General features: G+C 35.6%; 25 protein-coding genes. 7 read left to right on the plus strand and 18 right to left on the minus strand.

From position 1 onward, the window contains the following. Positions 1-97 precede the first annotated feature (97 nt). From DHW03_RS18835 to DHW03_RS18910, 16 genes are all read right to left on the minus strand, one after another. Positions 98-1249, minus strand: coding sequence for a plasmid transfer protein (locus DHW03_RS18835; RefSeq protein WP_240618575.1), 1152 nt, complete (start codon positions 1247-1249; stop codon positions 98-100). Continuing rightward, positions 1246-2028: a hypothetical protein gene (locus tag DHW03_RS18840; RefSeq protein ID WP_109927413.1), complete on the minus strand. Its 783-nt coding sequence runs from the start codon at positions 2026-2028 to the stop codon at positions 1246-1248. Before DHW03_RS18840 ends, DHW03_RS18835 begins: the two co-directional genes overlap by 4 nt. Next, positions 2025-2690 carry a hypothetical protein gene (locus DHW03_RS18845; protein WP_109927414.1) on the minus strand — a complete coding sequence of 222 codons (666 nt, stop codon included), beginning with the start codon at positions 2688-2690 and terminating at the stop codon, positions 2025-2027. Before DHW03_RS18845 ends, DHW03_RS18840 begins: the two co-directional genes overlap by 4 nt. Beyond that, on the minus strand, positions 2687-3337 hold the full coding sequence (locus tag DHW03_RS18850; protein ID WP_109927415.1) for a hypothetical protein: 651 nt from the start codon (positions 3335-3337) through the stop codon (positions 2687-2689). Before DHW03_RS18850 ends, DHW03_RS18845 begins: the two co-directional genes overlap by 4 nt. 3 nt (positions 3338-3340) lie before the next feature. Then, positions 3341-4006 carry a hypothetical protein gene (locus tag DHW03_RS18855; RefSeq protein WP_109927416.1) on the minus strand — a complete coding sequence of 222 codons (666 nt, stop codon included), beginning with the start codon at positions 4004-4006 and terminating at the stop codon, positions 3341-3343. Positions 4007-4017: 11 nt separating this feature from the next. Beyond that, positions 4018-6849: a TraG family conjugative transposon ATPase gene (locus tag DHW03_RS19555; protein WP_109927417.1), complete on the minus strand. Its 2832-nt coding sequence runs from the start codon at positions 6847-6849 to the stop codon at positions 4018-4020. Further along, positions 6821-7132, minus strand: a complete 312-nt coding sequence (locus DHW03_RS18865) for a DUF4133 domain-containing protein (RefSeq protein WP_109927418.1) — start codon at positions 7130-7132, stop codon at positions 6821-6823. The genes DHW03_RS19555 and DHW03_RS18865 overlap by 29 nt, the downstream gene beginning before the upstream one ends. Positions 7133-7137: 5 nt before the next feature. After that, entirely contained in the window at positions 7138-7443 is a 306-nt protein-coding gene (locus tag DHW03_RS18870) for a DUF4134 domain-containing protein (protein ID WP_109927464.1), read from the minus strand. A gap of 204 nt (positions 7444-7647) precedes the next feature. Continuing rightward, positions 7648-7968 carry a DUF4134 family protein gene (locus DHW03_RS18875; RefSeq protein WP_109927419.1) on the minus strand — a complete coding sequence of 107 codons (321 nt, stop codon included), beginning with the start codon at positions 7966-7968 and terminating at the stop codon, positions 7648-7650. A gap of 2 nt (positions 7969-7970) precedes the next feature. Further along, complete coding sequence (locus DHW03_RS18880; protein ID WP_109927420.1) at positions 7971-8357, minus strand: hypothetical protein; 387 nt, start codon at positions 8355-8357, stop codon at positions 7971-7973. A gap of 2 nt (positions 8358-8359) precedes the next feature. After that, a complete protein-coding gene (locus DHW03_RS18885; protein WP_133248560.1) occupies positions 8360-8767 on the minus strand; it encodes a hypothetical protein in 408 nt (135 codons plus the stop codon). Then, a complete protein-coding gene (locus tag DHW03_RS18890) occupies positions 8754-9401 on the minus strand; it encodes a ParA family protein (RefSeq protein WP_109927422.1) in 648 nt (215 codons plus the stop codon). Before DHW03_RS18890 ends, DHW03_RS18885 begins: the two co-directional genes overlap by 14 nt. A gap of 11 nt (positions 9402-9412) precedes the next feature. Then, the gene (locus tag DHW03_RS18895) at positions 9413-10897 is read right to left on the minus strand and encodes a relaxase/mobilization nuclease domain-containing protein (protein WP_109927423.1); all 1485 of its coding nucleotides are present in this window, start codon (positions 10895-10897) and stop codon (positions 9413-9415) included. Position 10898: 1 nt separating this feature from the next. Then, the gene (locus DHW03_RS18900; RefSeq protein WP_109927424.1) at positions 10899-11300 is read right to left on the minus strand and encodes a plasmid mobilization protein; all 402 of its coding nucleotides are present in this window, start codon (positions 11298-11300) and stop codon (positions 10899-10901) included. Positions 11301-12427: 1127 nt separating this feature from the next. Next, positions 12428-13351, minus strand: a complete 924-nt coding sequence (locus DHW03_RS18905; RefSeq protein WP_109927425.1) for a helix-turn-helix transcriptional regulator — start codon at positions 13349-13351, stop codon at positions 12428-12430. A gap of 32 nt (positions 13352-13383) precedes the next feature. Next, positions 13384-13953 (minus strand): GNAT family N-acetyltransferase, encoded by a 570-nt coding sequence (locus DHW03_RS18910; protein ID WP_109927465.1) that lies wholly within the window; start codon positions 13951-13953, stop codon positions 13384-13386. 179 nt (positions 13954-14132) lie between these two features. Between DHW03_RS18910 and DHW03_RS18915 the strand changes: the two genes are divergently transcribed. From DHW03_RS18915 to DHW03_RS18940, 6 genes are all read left to right on the plus strand, one after another. Further along, a complete protein-coding gene (locus tag DHW03_RS18915; RefSeq protein WP_109927426.1) occupies positions 14133-14534 on the plus strand; it encodes a helix-turn-helix domain-containing protein in 402 nt (133 codons plus the stop codon). A gap of 57 nt (positions 14535-14591) precedes the next feature. Further along, on the plus strand, positions 14592-15344 hold the full coding sequence (locus DHW03_RS18920) for a ParA family protein (RefSeq protein WP_109927427.1): 753 nt from the start codon (positions 14592-14594) through the stop codon (positions 15342-15344). Positions 15345-15348: 4 nt separating this feature from the next. Beyond that, positions 15349-15612: a hypothetical protein gene (locus DHW03_RS18925; RefSeq protein ID WP_109927428.1), complete on the plus strand. Its 264-nt coding sequence runs from the start codon at positions 15349-15351 to the stop codon at positions 15610-15612. A 182-nt stretch (positions 15613-15794) separates the two neighbouring features. After that, positions 15795-16331, plus strand: a complete 537-nt coding sequence (locus DHW03_RS18930) for a thermonuclease family protein (protein ID WP_109927429.1) — start codon at positions 15795-15797, stop codon at positions 16329-16331. Continuing rightward, positions 16328-17440: a hypothetical protein gene (locus tag DHW03_RS18935; RefSeq protein ID WP_109927430.1), complete on the plus strand. Its 1113-nt coding sequence runs from the start codon at positions 16328-16330 to the stop codon at positions 17438-17440. Before DHW03_RS18930 ends, DHW03_RS18935 begins: the two co-directional genes overlap by 4 nt. After that, the gene (locus DHW03_RS18940) at positions 17430-17801 is read left to right on the plus strand and encodes a hypothetical protein (protein WP_109927431.1); all 372 of its coding nucleotides are present in this window, start codon (positions 17430-17432) and stop codon (positions 17799-17801) included. Before DHW03_RS18935 ends, DHW03_RS18940 begins: the two co-directional genes overlap by 11 nt. A 49-nt stretch (positions 17802-17850) precedes the next feature. Here DHW03_RS18940 and DHW03_RS18945 read toward each other — a convergent pair whose 3' ends face one another. Further along, a complete protein-coding gene (locus DHW03_RS18945) occupies positions 17851-18864 on the minus strand; it encodes a DUF4339 domain-containing protein (protein ID WP_133248561.1) in 1014 nt (337 codons plus the stop codon). Between the two features lie 262 nt (positions 18865-19126). Next, the gene (locus tag DHW03_RS18950; protein ID WP_109927433.1) at positions 19127-19909 is read right to left on the minus strand and encodes a recombinase family protein; all 783 of its coding nucleotides are present in this window, start codon (positions 19907-19909) and stop codon (positions 19127-19129) included. Between the two features lie 250 nt (positions 19910-20159). On the opposite strand from DHW03_RS18950, the gene DHW03_RS18955 reads away from it, so the two are divergent. Continuing rightward, positions 20160-21878, plus strand: coding sequence for a DUF262 domain-containing protein (locus tag DHW03_RS18955; protein WP_109927434.1), 1719 nt, complete (start codon positions 20160-20162; stop codon positions 21876-21878). Positions 21879-21926 lie beyond the last annotated feature (48 nt).

Here is a 21926-nt window from a genome sequence, read left to right on the forward strand (position 1 = left end):
TAATAGTGTTTTGGATTTCTGCAGTCCGGGATCTTCACAAAAAACACTATCGTTTTCGATGGCGCTTTTATTCCTGGGCGAAGCAAAAGAATAGTGTTTACTTTAATAATCCTTTGGAAGCGATACGGGCAACCTGCGAGCCTGTACGGGCGGCCGTTGACGATGCGGAAGTAATACCGGATGTTGAGATAATCCAAGTGCTGATACTCGGAACGGTTGTAATCGCTATCGCACCAACTAAAAAAGTAACAATTACAAGTCCGAAAGATAAGAGGCCGTTACCTGCAAACCACGCTAATTTTTCCATTGTGTTTGCACCACCAAGTAAACTGTTGTACTTATCTATTTCTATACCCATTGTGTATTCTTGCAACATTCCAACAACGTAAAGAATTAGGTAGGCAACACCTACGTACAGATTGACTGATATAAAACGGGCTATCCATGTTGTAAAAGCATCCCTAAAAGCAGGGAGTACACTTACGGCTACCGAAAACGGCCCGAGTATGACGAGAATAGTTCCGTATATGATTTGGAGCATGAAGATTATGTAAACGCATATTCTCAAAATCCAAAGGCCTAGCAACTCTATCATTTGTGTAACAAAAAGCTGTATGGCCGTTTGCATCCTAATCCTCATTTCAACAATTGGATTATAGATATTATCAGCAAAGAAACCTTTTACGTTTTCTACAATTTGCTTACCAACACCCTTATTTGTTTCGTCTGCTTCTTTTTCCGCTATTTCTGTACTGGCTTGCATTTTCAAGAGTTCATCCCCTACCTGTATCATCAGCCCTGCCCGTTCATAACGCATATTGTTGACTATTGTAATCTGCCCCTCGAACATGGCTTGTGTTTTATTAGCGACCAAAACCGTGGGATAGGCAATAACCTGAACAAACACCCCCCACCACATAATGACCATCATTAAAGCAAAAGGCCTTAGTAATGGCATTACTTCTAAATTTTTATCGCCCGACATCATTTCATAACTTTTTATTGAAAAGAATATCAACATAAAAATACAGGCCAAACCCTGTGCATCGTAAATGAATGGTGCCCAGTTGCCATAGGCATAATCTCGCATTCTAGTAAAAAACTTCATTACTGAACTTTCATAGACATCATTTCCCTGCATGAAACTTACAGCCTCTTTATATTGATCTCCAACAACAGGGTCGGCCTTAGCATGAAATGTAAGTACCCCGACCATCAGGATACATAGTATAATTATTTTGTTTCTCATTGTAGTTTTTTCCTCCTTTCCATTATATTATTTAGCCTTTCATCGGCTGTTTGTGGGTTTTCAATAACTATGTTTTTGTTTTCTCTCTGATTTTTAAGTTTGTCCTTATATTCAAGCATCATACCTGCCATATCTAATTTATGTCTCCATGTATCGGCTAATTTTCGATGTTCAAGCATAATTCGGTGGTACATTAAAATGCGCTGGCCTCGGTCGACATCTACAGACTTAGCAAGGTTGTATCTGTCAAGCAAACTGTTCATTTCAGTTAAGTACCAGTTATAAGCCCCACTTTCGGCCATGTATAAAACAACATTAGCAGGTACATTTGTAAATGCATTTCCTACGATGTTATCTAAGGACTTCAACTCCTTTTTGTAATACATCTGATAAAGGGGGTCAGCAAAAGCAACCGTACTAGAGTAATTTGTAAATTCTGCAATTGCGGTGTTTCTAAGTGTATCAGATTGTTTTTTGTAATAATCACTCGTTACCTGCATTGCTGTTGCTAATGCTAAGCGCTGGGTTTGTTCTCCACCCCCTTTCAATGGCCTACGGTCGGTATCTTTATAATTTGGATGTAGTAACCAAGTGGATGCGTAAGCAGCCCAAGAGTTCGGTTTCCACCAACTCCATTTAGGGTCGAATTTATCATCATCCCATTGCAGATAAACCATTCGTTCCTGTTGATGGATAATACCAACATCGTTGATTTTCTTTTGAGCGTAGGTACTTATTACCATAAATAAGCAACCTACTATTAAGTAAAGCTTTTTCATTGTCCTAATATTCTGCGTTTAGTGATAATCTCATTCAGTTTCTGTACATCCCTATTCACGTATTCATTATAAGGATTAAGGGATTTTATAAGGCCTCGTTGTTTCGCCCAATACATATTTTGCTTAATGGTGTAGATCATGGCATTCATAATTTGTAGTTCCTTGACAATTTTACTGATCAGTTCATCCCGAACGTTGTAATTCATCATAACATCCTGCCTATTGTCGAGTATGAAAGTTGAAACATCGCCAACCATTTTTATGCCCCTCATTTTCAATTGCTGGGCGGTATCTTCTGCAAACAACATCAATGCAGGGTTTCCCTGCGCTAAAGCAACGGCCTCACTACTATTTTTAAAAATATCATTGATTAGATAGCCCATTTGCTTAACCTGTATTGCATCCCTTAGAGCCTCGTTAACTTCTGTTAAGGAGCGGTGTATCATGTTTTGAACCAAGACCACACTTGATAAATTAATACCGATATCATCAGTATTACGCCTGATTTTTTCTAAAGATGCATGGTAGCCTAATTCTGCTCCCAATCTTACAGAGGCATTAGAGTTTACAATATTTAAATGACCCCTATCTAAAACAACCCTTTGGGCGTTGGCGGTTATTACCCCGAATAAGCAAACCAACATTAAGAAAGGCCTTTTCATTGTTTAAGAATTTTAACATTATTCATAATGTCATTTACCAAGGTTTCTTCCCTATTTATATAGTCTGAAAAAGGGTCTGTACCTCGTTTCTTCATGACAGAAGCTTGCAAGGTTCTAGCTACCCCACCGGACAAATAAGAAATGTTCCTTAATTCATTCAGGATATGCTCAAAAAGGATGCGCCTATCAGAAACTTTCATTTGGTTTACATCGCCAATTACGGCACAAAGCCCAATTAAATAGTTAACCAGTGAATTTGCCTTTTGAACAAAAATGACCTCGCTATCAAGGGCAATCGGTATGAGCAACGGGTCGGACTGCGCATAAACAACAATCTTCTGTTGTTCTTTAATAATTTCTCTAACCAAAGGGGTTGCACTAATTCCAATATTAACAGCATCGAAAACGATTGACATTTTAGCAAACCTTTCCTGTAAAGTTCGATAACGATCTTTTACACTGGTCATCAAAGTTTTGTTGGTGGCCTCAACTGCGGTGTTTTTCGCTTGTTGGTTCTTAGCATCAATTTGCTTCCCGTGTTCCGTTTTGCTATTTTCAATTAACTGGTGCATCAAAGGAACATTCAACTGGGCGTAACTGCTGACGGCTGACAGGAAAAATGCTGATAGAAATAATAATCTTTTCATGGCTTAGTATTTTAAGTATTTTCTTCTTTGCATTATTCCATCGAGCATTTGATCGTCAATATTTACATAACCCTGAAATGGGTTTAGAGACTTCCACAAACCCCTCATTTGAGCATAGTACATTGCTCTGTACATACCGTATGTCAATGAGCGTAGGATTAACACTTCTGTTAGAATATGGGATATCATTTTTGAACGCTCCCCTGCATCCATTAAGTTATCTTTACCACCTTTTAGAGCGAAACTGCTTACTTCTAATGCAAGTTTCGTGGCTCTTTGGTAAAAGAAATTTGCTTGTTCTTCTGCAAAAACTAAAAAGACGGGGTTTTTTCGGGCAATTGCTAAACCCTTATTAATATCGTCCGTCATTCCTATGGCTATCCTAGAAATTTCCTGTACATCTGAAAGATTGGTAAGGATTGAATTAACTTCGGATAAACCACGATAGATACGATTTTGCATATCATTGACTATTCCGAGCTGACCTGTTACGGCCAACTGCCCACGCTCTACCAGCGTTAATTTATCTTTGGTAACATTTAACTGGGTGTTGATGATGCTTGCGTGAGCGGCTGTAGCCGCAGATACAGCAGGATCAATGTACAACGATTGAGCCATTGCCCCAGTTATACCGAGGCAAAAAAGGCCTAATAAAATTAGTTTTTTCATGTTATAAGTGTTTAATTTAACTCGAATTGAGCAACACGATTTTCCCAGTAGAAAGGCTTTCCATTACCATTGATCTTCTTAAAGAAGATATCTAGTTTTAAACCAGACCGCTTAAAATCGTTCACGAAATTTTCTAGGCCTAATTGGTAACCATTGTAAAATTTGCTGTAAACTTCAACAGCTGATTTCTCGGGCTTTTCGGTTGTAAATGCTAGATATTGATGTAAGGAAACTTCCACACCGTAGACCTCTCCAACTGAACCCCTCCTTATATAAACCTCTTTAAATCTGCCTCTGTTCTCTGTGTTGTCAAGCTGATTGATGGTAAATATCTTTTTCCTCTCGTGCGGATTGATTGAAAGAAGTTTTGCAATTTCATCGAAGTTATCTTTAAACTTGGTTTGATCTAAGAGAATAACCGTATCAGAATTACTAATGATACTATCTTTTACAACAACATTACCGATAATATCCCCCAGTTCCTGGGTTACAACAATAGCCTCTCCGTAGAACTTTCTAACCGTTTTATAGAGATATAAAATGTAACCTGCCATTAATGGGGATGCTATAGCTTTCCAAGCTTCTTCGATGATAAGGGCTTTTCTTTGATCTTTTCTAAACCTCATTTTTTGGATAAATACGTCCATAATAATCAGGGTTACAATTGGAAACAATACCTTATGTTCCTTAATACTGTCTATTTCAAAAACGACAAACGGCTCTGTAAATAAAGAGCCGTCTACATCTTCGTTAAGGATTTGTTCAAATTCGCCACCTCTATAAAACTTCTTTAGCACGTATCTAAACTCGTCAATATCAAATGGTATTCTTTCCTGTTCCTTGATCTCTGGAATTTTATAAAGAGCAAATTCATAGAATGAATTAAAGTTGAGTTCAACAACGTTCTTTCTTTTAAATTCCGCTTTATTTTTATCCTTCGCCTCATATAAGTTTCGGCTGTAAATATCATCTACATCATCGTTTTTCTCACATTCGATATAATACTGTAAAGCTTCATTATAGAGCCTGTTATACTCCTGTTCATAATAATTATGCTTTTCACCAGCAGTACCATCAAATTTGGCTGTGAGTTCTATTGCCTCTTTCAAAATTTCATCTAACACTAACTCTTTCTTTGCTTTTTCTGAATAATCTAACTTATCAACTTCGGCTTTCGCTTCATTTAGTATTCGGTTTTCATCTTCTTCTGTGAGGTCAACAAAAAGAGGTTTACTGAAAAAATTACTGTAATAGGATGAAATGACTTGCATAATTACATCACTTTCAACCTGATTTACCGAACCCTCCGCGCCTTTCCATAATAAGGAGACTAAGGTTTTTAAGAAGTCCTTTTTCTCGATATTGTACTCTTTCTCATTGATGGCAAAAGGGTTCATCGTAATTGGATTATCTTCTGAATAGGTAATGTACTTACCTCCGTAATAATTACATAAACCCGAATACGAGTGTCCGGTATCTACGATAACAACATCCATTAACCATTTTGGAACTTCTGAATTATTGTACATACAATACTGCTCGATCAGGGCATTCATAAAAAAGGATTTGCCCGAACCACTCGGGCCAAGCACAAACTTATTTCTATTGTTAATCCTGTTAGTTTGCATCGGCAAATCGGCAGGGTCAATAGCTACTGGTACGCCTTGTCTGTCGGTAAATCTGATTTGAAAACCACTTTCTTCATCCTTAGACAAGGCTTCCTTAAAAAAAAAGCAAAGGGCGGCATCGGAAGTGGTCAGAAATAGATCGTAGTCTTTCAGCTCAACCGTATTGCAAGGCAAAACCGACCTGAACAGCTCCATTTGATTATAAGCATTCTTATTGGGTACAACGCCCTGTTGAAAAAGGGAACTTTCGATATAATTGCAAGTCTGCTGTATTTTATCAACGGGAGCGCAAACCAATATGTTAAAGTGCGAATTAACCAACATTTGGTTTTCACGTGCCACATCAACAAGTAGTTGGTCGATATCCTCCACACACATTAAATTCGCTGGGTCTGGAATGCCCGAATGCCTTTTACGTTTTAACTCTAATTTTCTTTGGGTAATATTTTGTTGTGGGATGTCTATAACCTGATTATAAACGATTGTCTCATAATTAGGCACATTATAAAGGAAACCCATCGTGTCAATTGGAAAACCTTTTAAACTGTCCTTATCGTTCCGTTCAAGATGTGTCGAAACCTTTTCCGGCAAATCAATGATGTCAATATTTATAAGGCTGATACTCCGTACAGCCCTGCTCCCCATTCTTATTTCTTCTTCCCCAGCACTCATATTATTTAATGCAACATTTTTGGTTTTGAAGTTCATTGATAAAATACGCATGACGTAATTATCAATCTCATTTGAATTTAAGACTTTCGGATAAAGGTGGTTTCGATCTAACAGGTCTAAAAGCTTGCCTATGTTCTGTTCAAACTCTTGATAATTCTTAGAATTGTAGGAATAGAAAATACCTCTTTTGCCCTTACGTGTTATAACAAAGTAAGTTGTTAAATCTGTATATTCTCTGCCGTTAAAATGATCATCGTACTTTTGTTGTAAGTAAACTTGTGCATCAGTTTTATCGTAGATTTTTTTTGTTAAAACGTCTTGTTTTTGGATAACATAACCCTCGCCCAGTATCTTAATCATATTGATATATAACTGGTGGCAACTGTCGTATGCCGATGGGTCTGCCGAATATTGCAGGACTGGGTTATTCATTTTGATGATAACCGCATAATCGCCCTTTAGATTGTACAATGTTGGATATTTACCTACTTCATCTGTTCCAAAATAAGGTAAGCTAAATTCCGTCTTTCTTTTTTGTGCCATTTCTCAATTTTTTAAAATCCGTACCAAACTGGAATACACCTGTATGCCTAGTTTTAAAGTGTAATCCTTTCTTTTGCTGTTGTGCAGTAAAAAATAGTCCGCCAACTAAGCCACCTACGCAAACAATTCCACCTAGTGCCATACTTGTTAGGCTACCTACCAAACCGCCCAATACAAGGGATATAACTAGCGAAGCGATACCCCAACCAATAAATTTTCCTTGAAAACCTTTGTAGATAAGGGGCTTTTGCAAGCCCCTATAAATGTTAAATTGTTTTGCCATTACTGCTATACACCAAAGAAAGCCTTAATGATTACAGCAACTAGAACTAAGAAAAGGCAACTGCCACCCCATCCCATAAGTTCTTTGTTGATGTCCTGATCGCCCGAGTTCCATTTTACGTAAACCCTAACACCACCAATAATACCTACCACTGCACCGATGGCAAGGCAAAGGGTCGCTACTGGGTCTACGTACTGGCGTAAGGAAGTGTTAGCGGCATTGATGCCCGTTACACCGTCAGCCATTGCTACATGTCCGCTTAAAACACATACTACTGCAACTGCGAACGCTTTTTTGAATTTGTTTGACATTTTCATAATGAAAAAAATTAATGGATTAAAAAATTAAATGATTAAAAAAAATATGGACTAAACATTGAAATGTTCCTGATTGGATAGCTTGAACGCTATCGTTTTTTGACCTCGAGCAGATCTGCTCTGTGTTGAAATACTATTAAAATACGAGTGGAGCTGAACAGATCTGCGCTTGCTCCACTATCAAAACGATAGTATTTATTAAACTCCGTAAAGTGCGCCTATGAACACGGCTACCAGTTGAAAGAAGATACATGATAAAAACCAACCGATGACTTGGGCATCAATATGATGTTTACCAGTATTCCAATTTGTATAAACCCGAACACCGCCCACTATACCGGTTATTGCACCAACACCATAGCAACAATATACTAAAGCTTGGTAGCTACGTTTTACCTCTCTAGTTGCATCCCCAAACTCTTGTAGTCCAGGTTGCGAAAAGGCAGAAAAACAGAGCGCACAAAAAAAGGCTGTGAGAAACACAACCTTTGAATGGTCAATTATTTTGCCTCGTTTCATAATTAAAATACAAATGATCGTTTTACATCGATGGTGTCACTTTTTGCCAATTTAATTAGATCGGACATTTGAGTAATACCGCCTGTTGATTGATTAATGTTATGGGATAGCAGATTTAATTCCTCCGTATCTTCTTCTTGCATTTCCCAAACCGTATTTGAAGTTTCTTCTTCTACCGCTACGTTTTGGTAAGTAGTTTCTTCCGCAATAGAAATTGGCACATGATCTTCAACCTCTGTAGCTAAAACATCTTCGTGAAATGTTAATTCGTCTGAACCGCTTGCTACTGCTATTGTGCCTTGTGATTTCATGCTATCAATAATGATATTGATAATGTAGTACAACACGTATCCTACTACAATAATGATTGTAAATTTTGACCAACTCATAATTATAAATCTTTAAGTGAATTTTTAAGTGAATTTTTGATCTCTGTTTTTATATCGGGGTAACGCTCCATAAAATCGTCTAACAGGAAATTTATAAACTGGGTAACATCTATATCCAGTGCATTTTTTAAATGACCTAGAATTGCCGAATGTTTATCATCAATCCTGATCAGCATTTTTTTACTCCCATTTACTTTTAGTTCCCGAATGGCATTAATCAACTTATCCAAATCCGAATCGCTTGGGGCTGGTCGGGTTGATAACTCTTTTTTAGGTTGCTCATTCTTTATCGGGGGTGGGCTTTCTTCCTTTTTTAAATCAGTTGTTTTTTCAACTTGTAAAGAGTTTTGCTCGTTTGGTTTATCACGCTCCTGCCGTACTTGTGCGGTTAACGCTTTAATGGATTGCATTGTCATGGGCTTTGCTTCTTAGAAATTCATTATAGATTAGTTCAAATACGGAAGCAACAACCTGTATGACATTTGGGGGTGTTTCGTAGGTTGTTATTCTTTGAAAATCTATTCTTTCAGTTATCGGCTGTGTTACAGCACCAAATTTCTGTAAACCAGCATTAACACTTTCTAAAGTTTCATATTTTACACTGGCTCTAATCCTGTTTGGTATAAAAACTATGGGTACGTCCTTATTAAGAAGTTTTACTACAGATGAAAAGTCAATTGTTGCATTGACTGAAAATTCATCGTATGCAAAAGGACTAATGATTAAATCTACCCCTTTAAAGATGGGAATTAGTGCATCGTTCTCGATGTTCCCTGCAACATCTAATATTGCAATCTGATCTTGGTTTTCTTTGAATACACCACTAACAATATCAAATTGATTAAGCTCTAAAGTTTCCACCTCGTAAAGTGGTGGGTTTTCCAAAACTAAAGAAGCTTGATGCTTATTGTAAATAGATTGTTGGTTGTCCATATCAAAAATAACAACTTCCCTGTTTTTCGCTAAGGATAGATAATTTGAAAAGAGAACCGCTAGAGTAGATTTACCTACTCCCCCTTTTTGGTTTGCGAATAGTATTATCATAATAGTTTTTTTTAGCGTGTGTTAATTCTTGCCTTTTTTTCTCTGCGCCTGTTTCGGCCATGTATTTGGCTATCGTCTACATCATCAGAAATATTCAAATCGAAGTCTTGAATAATTTCTAGTAAACTGCCTGATTGTTCTTGTTGTGGTAGTTGTTCTGAAACATTTTCGTTTTTTGGTTCTACAAATAGATTTGAATAGTCTTCTTGTGTAGATTTTGTTCCGTTTTCTCTTTGCTGTAATAGTCCTGAACTATTTGCCAACAACGAATAATCTTGTTCACTGGTTACCCTTTTGGCATCTATAAGGTATCCGCTTTCTTTATCCATAACATAGACAGAACCAGCATCTATGAATATTCCCAACTTATGAAAATTCAATCCCTCGTTTATTGAACCGAACTCATGAACTGCGGATTTTATAAAAGCTGATATTTCGTGAAATTTCTCTTTAGAAAGCTCTGCAAGGGTTGTTTCAAAATTCTTTCCTTTAAAGATGTTATTAACTGCTTCCTGTTCTTTGAAACCATCAACCTTAATAATGTGGGTATTAATTTCTTGGAACTCCCCTTGTCTGATAAATTCTTTTAATGGCATTATTTCCCCACCCTTAAAAACAGTACTACCCTTATTATCTATGATTGTGTAACCATGAGGTGGTAAACCGTTTTTACCATGAAATACTATATCCAATCCTACCCTTTTTAATTTCTCGGCCAAATCCGAGGTATAACCGATCTGTTTAAGTTCTTTGCTTTTGGATGGCTCGAATACTGGCCTGATTTCAGAACTGTTGGTTTTCTTATACTTTTCAATAATCTTCCTTACCTGGGCAATCTTTTTCTTGTTAGGATTATATTGCTCTATCTTTTTGTTTACATCTTGCATAGGTATTTCCCCCTGAACGCCATCGAACTTTCTTAGGATAATTTTGCTTTCATCATTACTTGTATGGAAGCCTCTTTGTTCGAGCAATAATTTAAACTGGGGTAAACTAGACACATTGAAAGCTAGAGCCCTTTTTATAGTTTCTGCGGTGTCATGCTTGATATCGGTACGCATTATCTTTTGAATGGCCGAGGCTGATTTTAGATATTCCAAGCTGTCGGGAACTTTTAACCCGTTCGGCTGTATTCTACTACTCACTACATGAACATGATTGTTATCTGTATCCTTATGGAAAATGACCATATAAGGATTTTGCCTATAGCCCATTTCTTTCATATAGGCATCAGCAATTTTTGTTAATTCATGTTTATCATATTCCCTACCAGTACATGATATCATCGCATGAAATTGTTTTTCCTTTACTTCCGAGTTAATGGATGAATAAGCTTTAAGGTAATTTTTATATTCCTCCGGCATAAGGTTTGGAACATTTTGCAGGTAGCCGAAATTTTCGACTTTCATCAGCTCCCCCAAATCCTTTTCTGTTTTCTTGGTATTGTAGCTAACTCCGTTGAAAGAACTACTACTGTTAAGAATTTTTGCTAACATACTACCCTTTCATTGTTCGGTACATCAAACGGAAAAGCTTATTTAATTCGCTTTCCTGTTCAAGAAAAATCTTCATTTGGTTGTTAAAATCAGCTACAATGTTTGGCGGTAGATCATGGGTTTTAGTAATCGTATTAGCGTGTTTAGCTAATTGATTAATATTATTTCCAACCTTACCTATGTCTGCACCGATAATTGATAATTGATTAATAACATCTTTTGTAACTATGAAACTTTGATTTTCTAAAACTCGCTTTCTAAAAAGCGTAGTCCTGTTCAAACCTGTATCATTTTCCAGTTGTCCTAAAGCTGTGTATTCTTTTGGTGTTAACCTAAGATGTACTTGTTGTGTCGCTTTATCTTCTGGTTTTTTTTCAGGTCTACCACCTTTATTTCTACCCATAATATTGTGCTATTTGTTATAAGAAAAATGAGTTGCAAATTTTTCCCTACCCCCCATTCAATAAAATCTAATGAGGTACGAATGGATTTTTTGGATGGGCAAGAGGTTAGAGTGAGAGAAAAACCCTACGGGTTTTTTGATACACGAAAACACATCTTGCAATATGAAAAACAACAAACCGTTTAGGCATTAAAATCGCCTGAATTTCGATCGCCCTATATACAGCGCTACCGATATACGTATAGACCATAATCGTTATTTATTAATCATCCAAAACCCTTAGTTGAGATCCGTATATATAGGTAATCATATATACGTATAGACGTATAGATGTATAGGCGTATAAACCTATATGCGAATAGGTTGATATAGCGATATACTTATATATCATCTTGTAAAAAAATCTCTTACAGCAAAAAGAAAAAGATTGAGGCAAAAGCCTTAGTACAGACAGAGAGTTTGACCTCAATTGATTAACTAATTAATCCTGCCTGTATATAAATTTTTTAGGAATACACACGTCGCTACTTTACCGTACGGACAAAACTGTCTGCCTATGGGTCATTGAAAATAAGCCGATTTCATACTCGTATGATTAAGGGTTATTACAACTGCACATAATTCCTGATTTATCATCAGAAACGTTTCTTCCCTGCCATTCAAAGTACTTCCTTTTTCTGCATACTTTTTGAAATCATATATACAGATATACAAATATACAGTTTCGCTATATTTTACAAAGCTTTTTTACTGTTTTGCTATATTTAAAGTTTATTATACTGATTGTCAGTATAATAAAGTTATAGCAAATAAAAAGCGAAGAACGCAATTGGCTGATCAGGTTCGATTTTTGTTTACTCTTAGATTAAAGAGAATGGGCGAAGTCTGGTAACGGCCAATAGAGATTGATTAATCCAAAATTGGCGATAGATTGAATGAGAAAAAATACGCAACAACTACTATTTATTTGCAGGGAGCATAGTATTTATATAGTAAGCAATTCTACGTAGTTGTGATTAAATAACTGATATATAGGAATATAGAAATATACGTATAATTACCTATATGGATATACGCATATAGGTATATACAAACAATGTATATATAGGATTGTATTTGATAGGGTATTAGCCTGTAACTAATACCCTGTTTAAATCGTGTCTGCTGGACACCCCGACTTTTAAAAATATATTTTGACTGTGCTTTGTAACTGTTCTTTCAGATATGAATAACTGGTCGGCAATATCCTTATATTTTAAGCCTTGACAGATCAATACCGCTACATCTTTTTCTCTAGTCGTGAGCTTGAATTCATCGCATTTTAGGTCGAACCTTTCCTCTACACTTAAATTATTTTCAGCTGATAATAACTGTAAGAGTATCTCGTTTTTCTTCCTTGCTTCCTTAACATTAGTATAGAAAAATAAAAAGGAGATCAATACAAAGCTTGTATTCATTACGGAGACTTCTAAGATTTGGCTACCTTGAAAATAACTAATACCAGGTAGCGATATCCAAGGCACAAAAGAAACAAAAATAAGCATGACCTGAAAGTCTTGCTGTCCATCTTCTTTCAATTTGCTACGGATAGCAATAAAAATATTATACATAGCATAAAAAGCATAGATAAATGGAATTATCATTCCATGCTTTACCGATTGAATGATTTTACCTGTAACGATGTATTCTATAACGATGAATATAACAAAAGGGAGAAATAAGAACATTCCAACACCCCAAACGGCATGGAAGCGGATGGCTCGTAAATCGTAGGTCTTGTAAAAGTAATAGGGAATATAGCACCCTACAGCAAAACCACTTCCATACGCCAAAATATTCTGAACCACGATTGAGAAATTTTGGTTCGGATCGGGAAACAAACCCCCAAAAAGATTATATATAACAAATAAAAATAAGAGCATTAAATAGTAACCCTGTTTTTTATCTATGGGATTTTGAAGATAAAAAAGGATTTGGTATAACAATAGGATGGTTTCGCTAATCAAAAATATCAGCGTCACCAATTCCATATCTGAATTAAGAACTTTCATAGGTAAATGGTAGATGTACGATTAGATGATGCTTAGGGTCGTTTTAGCATAAACAACGTGTAAGTAAACTCTATCTTATCATACACTTCAAATTTAAACCGGTTGTACCACGGAATATTCTTTAGAGTAGATGTTTCTAACAGAATGGTTAAATTTTGTTTTTCAGCATCATTGATTACCTCGTTTAGTAATTTGCTTCCCTGTCCTTGATGTTGCGCTGTTCTATCAACGCCAATAAACCAAAGGTAATAGAACGGTTCTTTTGGATAACGGCTTTTAATTTTCGTTTCCCTGCTCATTGCTTTACCAGCCCGTCCAATCCCAATAGAGTTAACAACGAGCATCAGGTCTAGCCAAATCGCCTTTAGTGTAGTTTTCTTTTTGTGCGGATACATAATTAGAGCGCACGCAGTTTTTTCTTCATTCAGATAAACCTCCCCAAAAAGAGTACAGATATCAAATGAGTAGGCCATCAAAGCCCTAATTCTTTTTACCCGTTTGTTGTCGGGCTTGACGATGTAGTTTACACTTTGGTTTTCATCGAATGAGTTGGTAAGGATTTCCACCACTAATTCTCTGTCATTTTTCGTAGCTTTCTTCATTGGTTTTCGTAGATGTAGATGCATATATAAGTATATACGGCAATAATCTAAAGTTTCATATCTTTACCGCCTGTAAATCATTCCATTTTATTTTTTGGGAAGCCTCTATCTGCATTTAACAAATATACGGTTTTGCTATAAATTTTCAATTGACAAAAAGCAAAGCTATTTTTATAACAATGAGTGAAATTGTACAATTAAAGAAAATCAGGAAAGCTCTTGGCCTCAATCAAAAAGAGTTTGCCAATACCATTGGCCTAACGCAGGGGGGTTATTCTGATATCGAGCGAGGGAAAAATGGGATATCGGGTACAGTAAAAAAAATGCTAATCCTCGTCCATCACATTAATATAACGTTTTTGGATGGTAAGGGAGAGATGTTCTATATAGAAATGCCAACGGATGAACCCGAATTGAGCATTTCATCAACTCCACTGGATAGTGACACAAAAGACACTACAATCGAACTTTTACAGGCAGATATCAACCGATTGAAAGCTGAACGTGATCTTTATATTGAACTATTAAACACCAAAGACAAAACCATAGAAAGTTTAGAAAAGCAGTTAAAAAATAAATGACGTCATAACGTCATTATGTAAATATTTATTTGTATCATTGCGTAAAGATGTATATAAATGAAAACTATAGCTATTTTAAATCATAAAGGGGGTACTGGTAAAACTACCTCTGCCCTGAACATTGGCGCTGGTCTGGCTCGATTGCAGAAAAAGACACTTCTTGTAGATATCGACCCACAATCAAATTTAACAGAGGGCTTAGGCATTAGAGATGTGGAAACATCAATTTACGAAAGCATCAGCGATGTTAAGTATAAAACGCCTTTACCTATTCAGAAAATTTCAGAGTTTTTGCACATAATTCCATCTTCATTGGATTTACTGGGGGCTGAATTAGAACTCGTATCAAGGCCAAACCGTGAGCGTATTTTCGCTACGTTACTTGAGCCACTAAAGAAGATATACGATTACATTATTATCGATTGTCCTCCTGCTTTAGGGATGCTAACAATGAATGCTCTTGTTCCATGCGACACGGTGCTAGTGCCTTTAGAAGCAGACTTTTATTCTTACAGGGGAATAGATAGGCTGGTGACTATTATTGAGACTGTGCAACTGCATTTTAATCCAACACTGGCAATAGGTGGGGTGTTCATTACGAAATGTAATCCGCAAAGATTATTAACTAAAAGCATTAGAGAAAGCGTAAAGAAACATTTTAATGATACCTTATTTGATACAATAATTCGTGTCAATGTTGACCTTGCGGAAGCCCCAGTATCGGGAAAGGACATTTTTCAATATGCGCCTACATCAAACGGAGCAAAGGACTATTCAGATTTAGTGGACGAACTATTAACAAAAATTTAAGATTATGGCAAAGACTAAAGACTTTGGGGGCTTAGAAAGTAACAATAAAAATATAGGCAATGGGGTTAATGCCCTTATAAAATCCCCCGTACAGCCTAAAACTACAGCAAAAGAAGAACAGAATAATGAAGATAATACCGATATGTCTAATTATCCGTTACGAATACCGAGAGCAACGTTAAAGGTTCTAAAGAGTATTGCGCTTGATAAAGATACATCATTAAAAGATTTAATTATGGTGGCATTACAGGAAAAATATGGTATATAACTAAAGCCTCTAAAGAGGCTTTTACTATTCTTTTGCTTTGCCTAGGAATAAAAGCGCCATCGAAAACGATAGTGTTTTTTTGTGAAGATCCCGGACTGCAGAAATCCAAAACACTATTAAAATGCTCGGCCAGGTTCACTGATCTGCACCAGCTCCACCAATAGAACAATAGTATTCTAAAAATGAAGTCTAAATTTCTAACTCTCGTAATAATTATTTCATTTAAGCTTTGCTATTCGCAAACTGTTAACGTCAAAAGGGTTATTGATGGCGATACATTTGTAATAGAAAACAACGAAAGGGTAAGGATGATAGGAATTAATGCCCCCGAAATCTCTGATATTCACGGGCTGGAAGCAAAGGAACACCTACAAGTTCTTATTGAAAATAAGCAGATCGTTATCGCATCGGATAAGATTTCCAATGACCGTGATCGGTATTCAAGACTTTTGAGATATGTTTATATCAATGATACTGATATAAATAAAAAAATGATAGAGGATGGATTTGCAATCGCCTATCTTAAATTCAAATTTGAAAAAGCGAATGAGTATAGTGATGCTCAATTATTTACCGAAGCAAAAGGCAATAACGGCAAAAACAAACCTAAAGAGGAAAACCATTATAATACCAGCGATTTTAACATAAAACGAATTGTTGTATTCGGGCTATTAGGGTGCTTAGTTGTATTGGGTATTTTTTACAGTTTTAGAAGATGAACCTGAAACAACCAATAAAAACGATAAACGTTTATTACTTTCTCACTGATGAATTTTTGAAATGTGATGAAGTTACATTTAGAAAAATAGGAAATCTTTACCTAGAACTTTACGGCCAGAATGCCTACAAATATATGGTAAAAACTTATCCGCTTTGGAAAGTTAGGGCTGTGGGAATATCAGGGCAAACCTTTAGACGAATACTAGAATGTGTGCCAAAATTTCTATCAGATGAAAAAAGGTTTTACATTTTGAAAGCGGAAGTATTGTATTTTGTCGAGAAAAAGCATTTCAATTTGAATAATTCTAATAAGAATAAGACTGGCACATTATCAGAAGTAAATCAATATTTCCAAAGCTATGAGAGTATCATAGATAAATTTAACAATCATAATTTGGCTTGGTTCTATGGAAATGGAATATTTAGCGAAAATGAGTTATGGGAGTTTTTGCAGGTTTGCAAATACTCTATTCAAAAACGACTTTCATTATCTTATGAGCAAGTCACAAACGACCTTGATTTATTACGTTCAAATCTGAATAAATATCAAATTCGAGAATTTAAGGGTGATTATTCTATAGATTTTTTAAGTAAAAAAATGGACGTATCGGATGTAAACAAAATTCTTGTTGAGCCTTTAAATTTTACTTCTTTTGAACTTACATTGAATGGCAGATTGAAAAAATTTGCAGAAAAATACATTATTGACGAACTGTTAAAACTCGACTTCACAACAAAAGAGGGGAGCGCAAATGGATTGATAAAGTCCAACGATATTGACCTCCTTTTTAACCAATATAATGATCTGCGAAAGGGTAAACAAGATGTTGCGATTAAGTCAACCTTTCAGGGCGAGGGTGGGGTATTAACGATTTCATTGGATTTTGTGCCTAACCAAAAACTTACTACCCAAATCGTTAATAAATCAGCAATATTATTTTTGTTAATCAGTGCATTTGGACTTTTTACTTATTTCTCTTTCAAGTACAAGCTGGGTTGGGCAGGATTTCCTTTATTGATAATGTTTTTTTTCCTACTTTCGACTACCAAAACATCCATTGATCAAATACTATCTAATTTAAAACAACTCAAAAAAAATGGAAAATGAAATAGCCAAGTACGAGAATAACAAGATAATTGATGTAATAAAAAAAATTCCTGATTTGACCGATCAGGAAAAGACATCTTTGATACAAAAGGTTCTTTCAGATGATGTAGCAATCAGAAATTCTGTTTTAACAAGGCTTGCAGACAGTCAAATTGCAATAAACGACTTAGTTGCTGTACAGGGTGAGATTACTGCATTAAACAAACAAGGGATGTATATAAAAGCAAAGCAAACTATTAAAACTGGTTCGGGCAATGTTGAAATAGAAATGAAAGGGGGCGATGCAAAATTAATAATCCCAGTTTTGGTAATTTTAGGTATAATTATTATTGCTGTACTTGCAATCCTATTTATGCGGTAAACAACAGCTTTTTCTTTTGCCGTTCTCCAACTTTTGTAACTGGCAAATACTATGAAATCTTCAAATCTACCCTTTTTCTATATCTCAAAATCATGTATACTACCAGGGCAATAAAACTTCCGATACATGAGTAAATAAGCCAAACCTTATAAACATGGCTTTGATCGAGAGTTACCTCATAATGTTCTCCAAAATTATCGTACCAAAGAATATAGTTGCTGTTAAAAACTGAGCCGTCTCTACCAGTCCAAGATTTTGAGTTTACAGAGCCTGAAAGCATCTTAGATGGGGCTATATTTTCAATCTTATGAAATGAGGAACTTAGTTCTTGAAAGTTTTTAATTTTATCGTATGTACCAGCGGAATACGATTTGTTTTCCTTATCGCTAGTAAGATATTCCAAAGCTATGTTATATGTGCCTTGGACTGTACCCCTGTATGTTGGGACAGTTATGCCAAATTGTCCGCCAATCCTATGATTTTCGGAAACTTTAAAAGCCATATTTTTTGATTGTGTTGCAACAATATCATAACCAGCTAAAGTTTTGGATAAAGTTAGAATTTGAAATCCACCACTTAGCAACTCATAAGCCTCCTTTACTTTTTTCCCCTCATTATCGGTAGGAATTGCAAAATCAGGTAACCTAAGTAGTTTCACTCGTACAGCATTTTTTTGGTAATCGCAAATTTCATCCTTGCCTAACATCAAATTGTCAATTTCTGTTGTTAGTTCATTGAGGTCGGTTTTGACCTGCAAGTTTACAATCAAATATCCTAAACCAATAGCAATAAAAATCCCTATAAAAAGAAATGCTATGGCAGGGATTGTAACTTTACTTCTTTTTTCGACTATATTAGTTACGGAAGTTTCTTCATCATTTTTTGCAACGGAAACTAAATTTTCGACCTTTAGCTGTTGCAGTTCTGGAACATCTTTTAACAATGTCCAATTGCTCATGTTATCAGAATAAACGAGGGTTTCGTTAGAAAGCTGTCTATTAAGTATTTCTTGTGCAGAATACGGGCCTTTTTTATCTAAACCGTCAAGATAATAGTAGTTCATGTTGGTTGTTTGGTTTACGAATTTATAAAAAGAAACCATACTTATGAACTTCACTATTATTTTCTCATAACCAGGTTCAACCGGCCAATGAAAAACAATAGTATTTTTTTTATTCCGGAAGATCTGCAGAACTTGAAAACACTATTGTTTTATAGGGGTCGACAATATATTCGTACCACCTCAATTATTGAAGCCGTATTGTTTCAAAGAATATATTTTATTATGAAATTTTGAAAAATGTCAATGAGGATCAGAGAAATAATTATTGAGATTCCTTTTTGTAGTAAAGAACCGAGGCTTTGATGTCATCCATTTCCAGTATTGGATGTTCCTCTAAAATTTGTTCATAGCTCATACCACTTTGAAGCATTTCTATTATGTCCTGAGCAGGGAATCGGTTACCTCTTATTGTCATTACTCCGCCCATCATTCCAGGAACAGAAGTAAGTCTGCTTAAAAGTTCAAAGTCTGATATTTCTCTTTGCTCTTTTGCAAGATTTATATACCTATATACTGTAGCAATACCAACTTTTAGAGATTTCGCAATCTTGCTTGGCTGTGATCCTGATTCGAATAAACTTAATGCATGCGATGCAATTTCCAGTTTCTCTGGACTTAGGTCTCTAGGTCTACCGCCAAAACGACCTCGGTCGTTGGCGGCCTTTAGGCCAGCCTTTGTACGTTCAATTAACATATCCCTCTCCAGTTGGGCCAAAGCGGTAAAAACATTGAAGATAAATTTACCTGTGGCACTATCGGTGTTGATTGCATCTTTAATGCTTTTAAAAAACGCCCCTTTACGCTTAATTCGTTCTACAATATTTACCAGGTCTTTTGCCGAGCGACCTAACCTAGATAACTGGTAAACGACTACAGTGTCATTGTCCCTCAATTGTTCTATCAGCTTTTCAAGTTCAGGCCGTTCTTTTGCCACTCCTGAAATTTTCTCTTCAAAAATTCTTTCGCACCCGTTTGCGTTCAGTTCATCCAACTGCAAATCTAGATTCTGCTCTTTTGTGCTAACTCTTGCGTAACCGTAAATCATATTATCATTAATTGCATAGAATTAAAGATAATGATAATTTAGTTATTGATAAGAATTATTGATAATTATTTCCCTTTGATTTAAGGAAATCAGTGCCGTTAGCAAAACACTAAAGACTTTATCAGTATTCCATCGTATTTTGATAGAGTAAATATATAGGCTGGATATAATACCAAATGTTCATGAAATTTCCTGTAAGTGGTTTTTTAATTATCTTAGAAGCGAAAATTAACACTCATAACAACTTATAATGGACGCTGGCAAAAGAACAATAAATGATATTTTTAATGGTAATAGGATATTAGAAATCCCCTTTTTTCAAAGGGCTTATGTTTGGGGCGAAGAACAATGGCAACGATTGTTGGAAGATATGGAAGCTGTTAGCATGTTCAACAAGCCATACTTTCTAGGTTCTCTAATACTGAAACAACAGGCCACCCACGCAGGAAACGCTGTTGGAGATATTAGAACCGTAATTGATGGGCAACAGCGAATTACCACACTAAACATTTTTTTTAAAGTGCTGTGCCTAAAGAAGAACCAGACAAATTTATTTGATAGAGTTTTTCGATTAATTAATAATAATGCAATAGCCTTATTGCATAATCATAATGATGTAGATTCTTTTAACCAAGTTCTTAACCTTAAAGACTTAGATGATATAGGGGATAAAGACAATATTATTCAGGCATATACCTACTTCAAGAAATACTTAAACCCCGAGAAGTTGGATATTCAAAATATTCTTGGGCGTGTACTATTTGTTGGGATTGACCTTGATGTGAATGAAGATGAACAGCAAATATTTGATACGATAAACTCACTGGGTGTCAAATTAACAACAGCTGAATTGCTTAAAAATTATTTTTTTAATCGAGATGAATTAGCGAGCTATAATGAGTTTTGGATGGAACTTTTCGAAAAGGATGAAACGATTAAAAATTATTGGGATAGAGAAATAACGACTGGTCGTCTGAAAAGAACTTTTATCGATTTATTTTTTTACTCATATCTTCAGATTAAAATTCAAGAAACGGATTTGAAAGTAAAAACCGATGATAAAATTGAATTCTCGAAAGTTGAATCATTATTTGAATCTTATAAACGGTTGATAAAGGATTATAACCTCGACAAGAAAACTATTCTTATGGAAATACGCGAATATGCTAAGCTATTCCAAGAAAATTTTGAACATGAGATAATTGAGAATGAGCTAGACGCAGAATTTGGAATTGAAAGGATTAATGCAATAATTTTTGGATTAGATACATCAACCTTAATACCTTATGTTTTGTACATATTAAAAAACGTTGACGATGAAGATGAGAGAAATGAAATTTTCGGCTTTTTGGAGTGTTATTTAATGCGAAGAATGGTTGTACATGCCAGTACAAAGAATTATAACCAATTATTCACTGACCGATTAATCTCCAATGAAATCTTATCTAAGGCAGAACTGGTGGATTATATCTCGAAAAGCTCGGATAAAGTTAATTATCTTCCTGATGATGAAGACCTAAGATATGGTTTTGATAACTCATACCTCGTAAACAAACAATCTGCGGGAATCTTATATTTTATCGAATCACGAATAAGAAATAGGCGGAAACACGGAACCCAACTATTAGGTATTAGCAAGTATAGTTTAGAACATCTGATGCCAAAAAAATGGGAGAATCATTGGGGAAGGCTAACAAATAAAGAAAATCGAGATTACCGGAATTCGAAATTGTATACACTCGGAAATTTAGCAATAATTACTCAATCCTTAAATGCATCTATTAGGGATGCGAATTGGAAAACAAAGAAAAAGGGTAAAGGGGATAAAGATGGCTTACTTCAGTATTCGGCAGGAATTGAAACTTTAGCACCTTTTCTAAACCTTGATCAATGGAATGAGGCCGAAATTGAAAAACGGGCTAAGTTCTTATATAATAAAGCCATAAAGCTGTGGAAACTGGAAGAGTAAAAAAAAGGAATATAAGGGATATTCTATCGAAAATTGCAGATAGCAAAT

Origin of the sequence: Pedobacter yonginensis (assembly GCF_003173595.1) — a bacterium.
Taxonomy (GTDB): domain Bacteria; phylum Bacteroidota; class Bacteroidia; order Sphingobacteriales; family Sphingobacteriaceae; genus Pedobacter; species Pedobacter yonginense.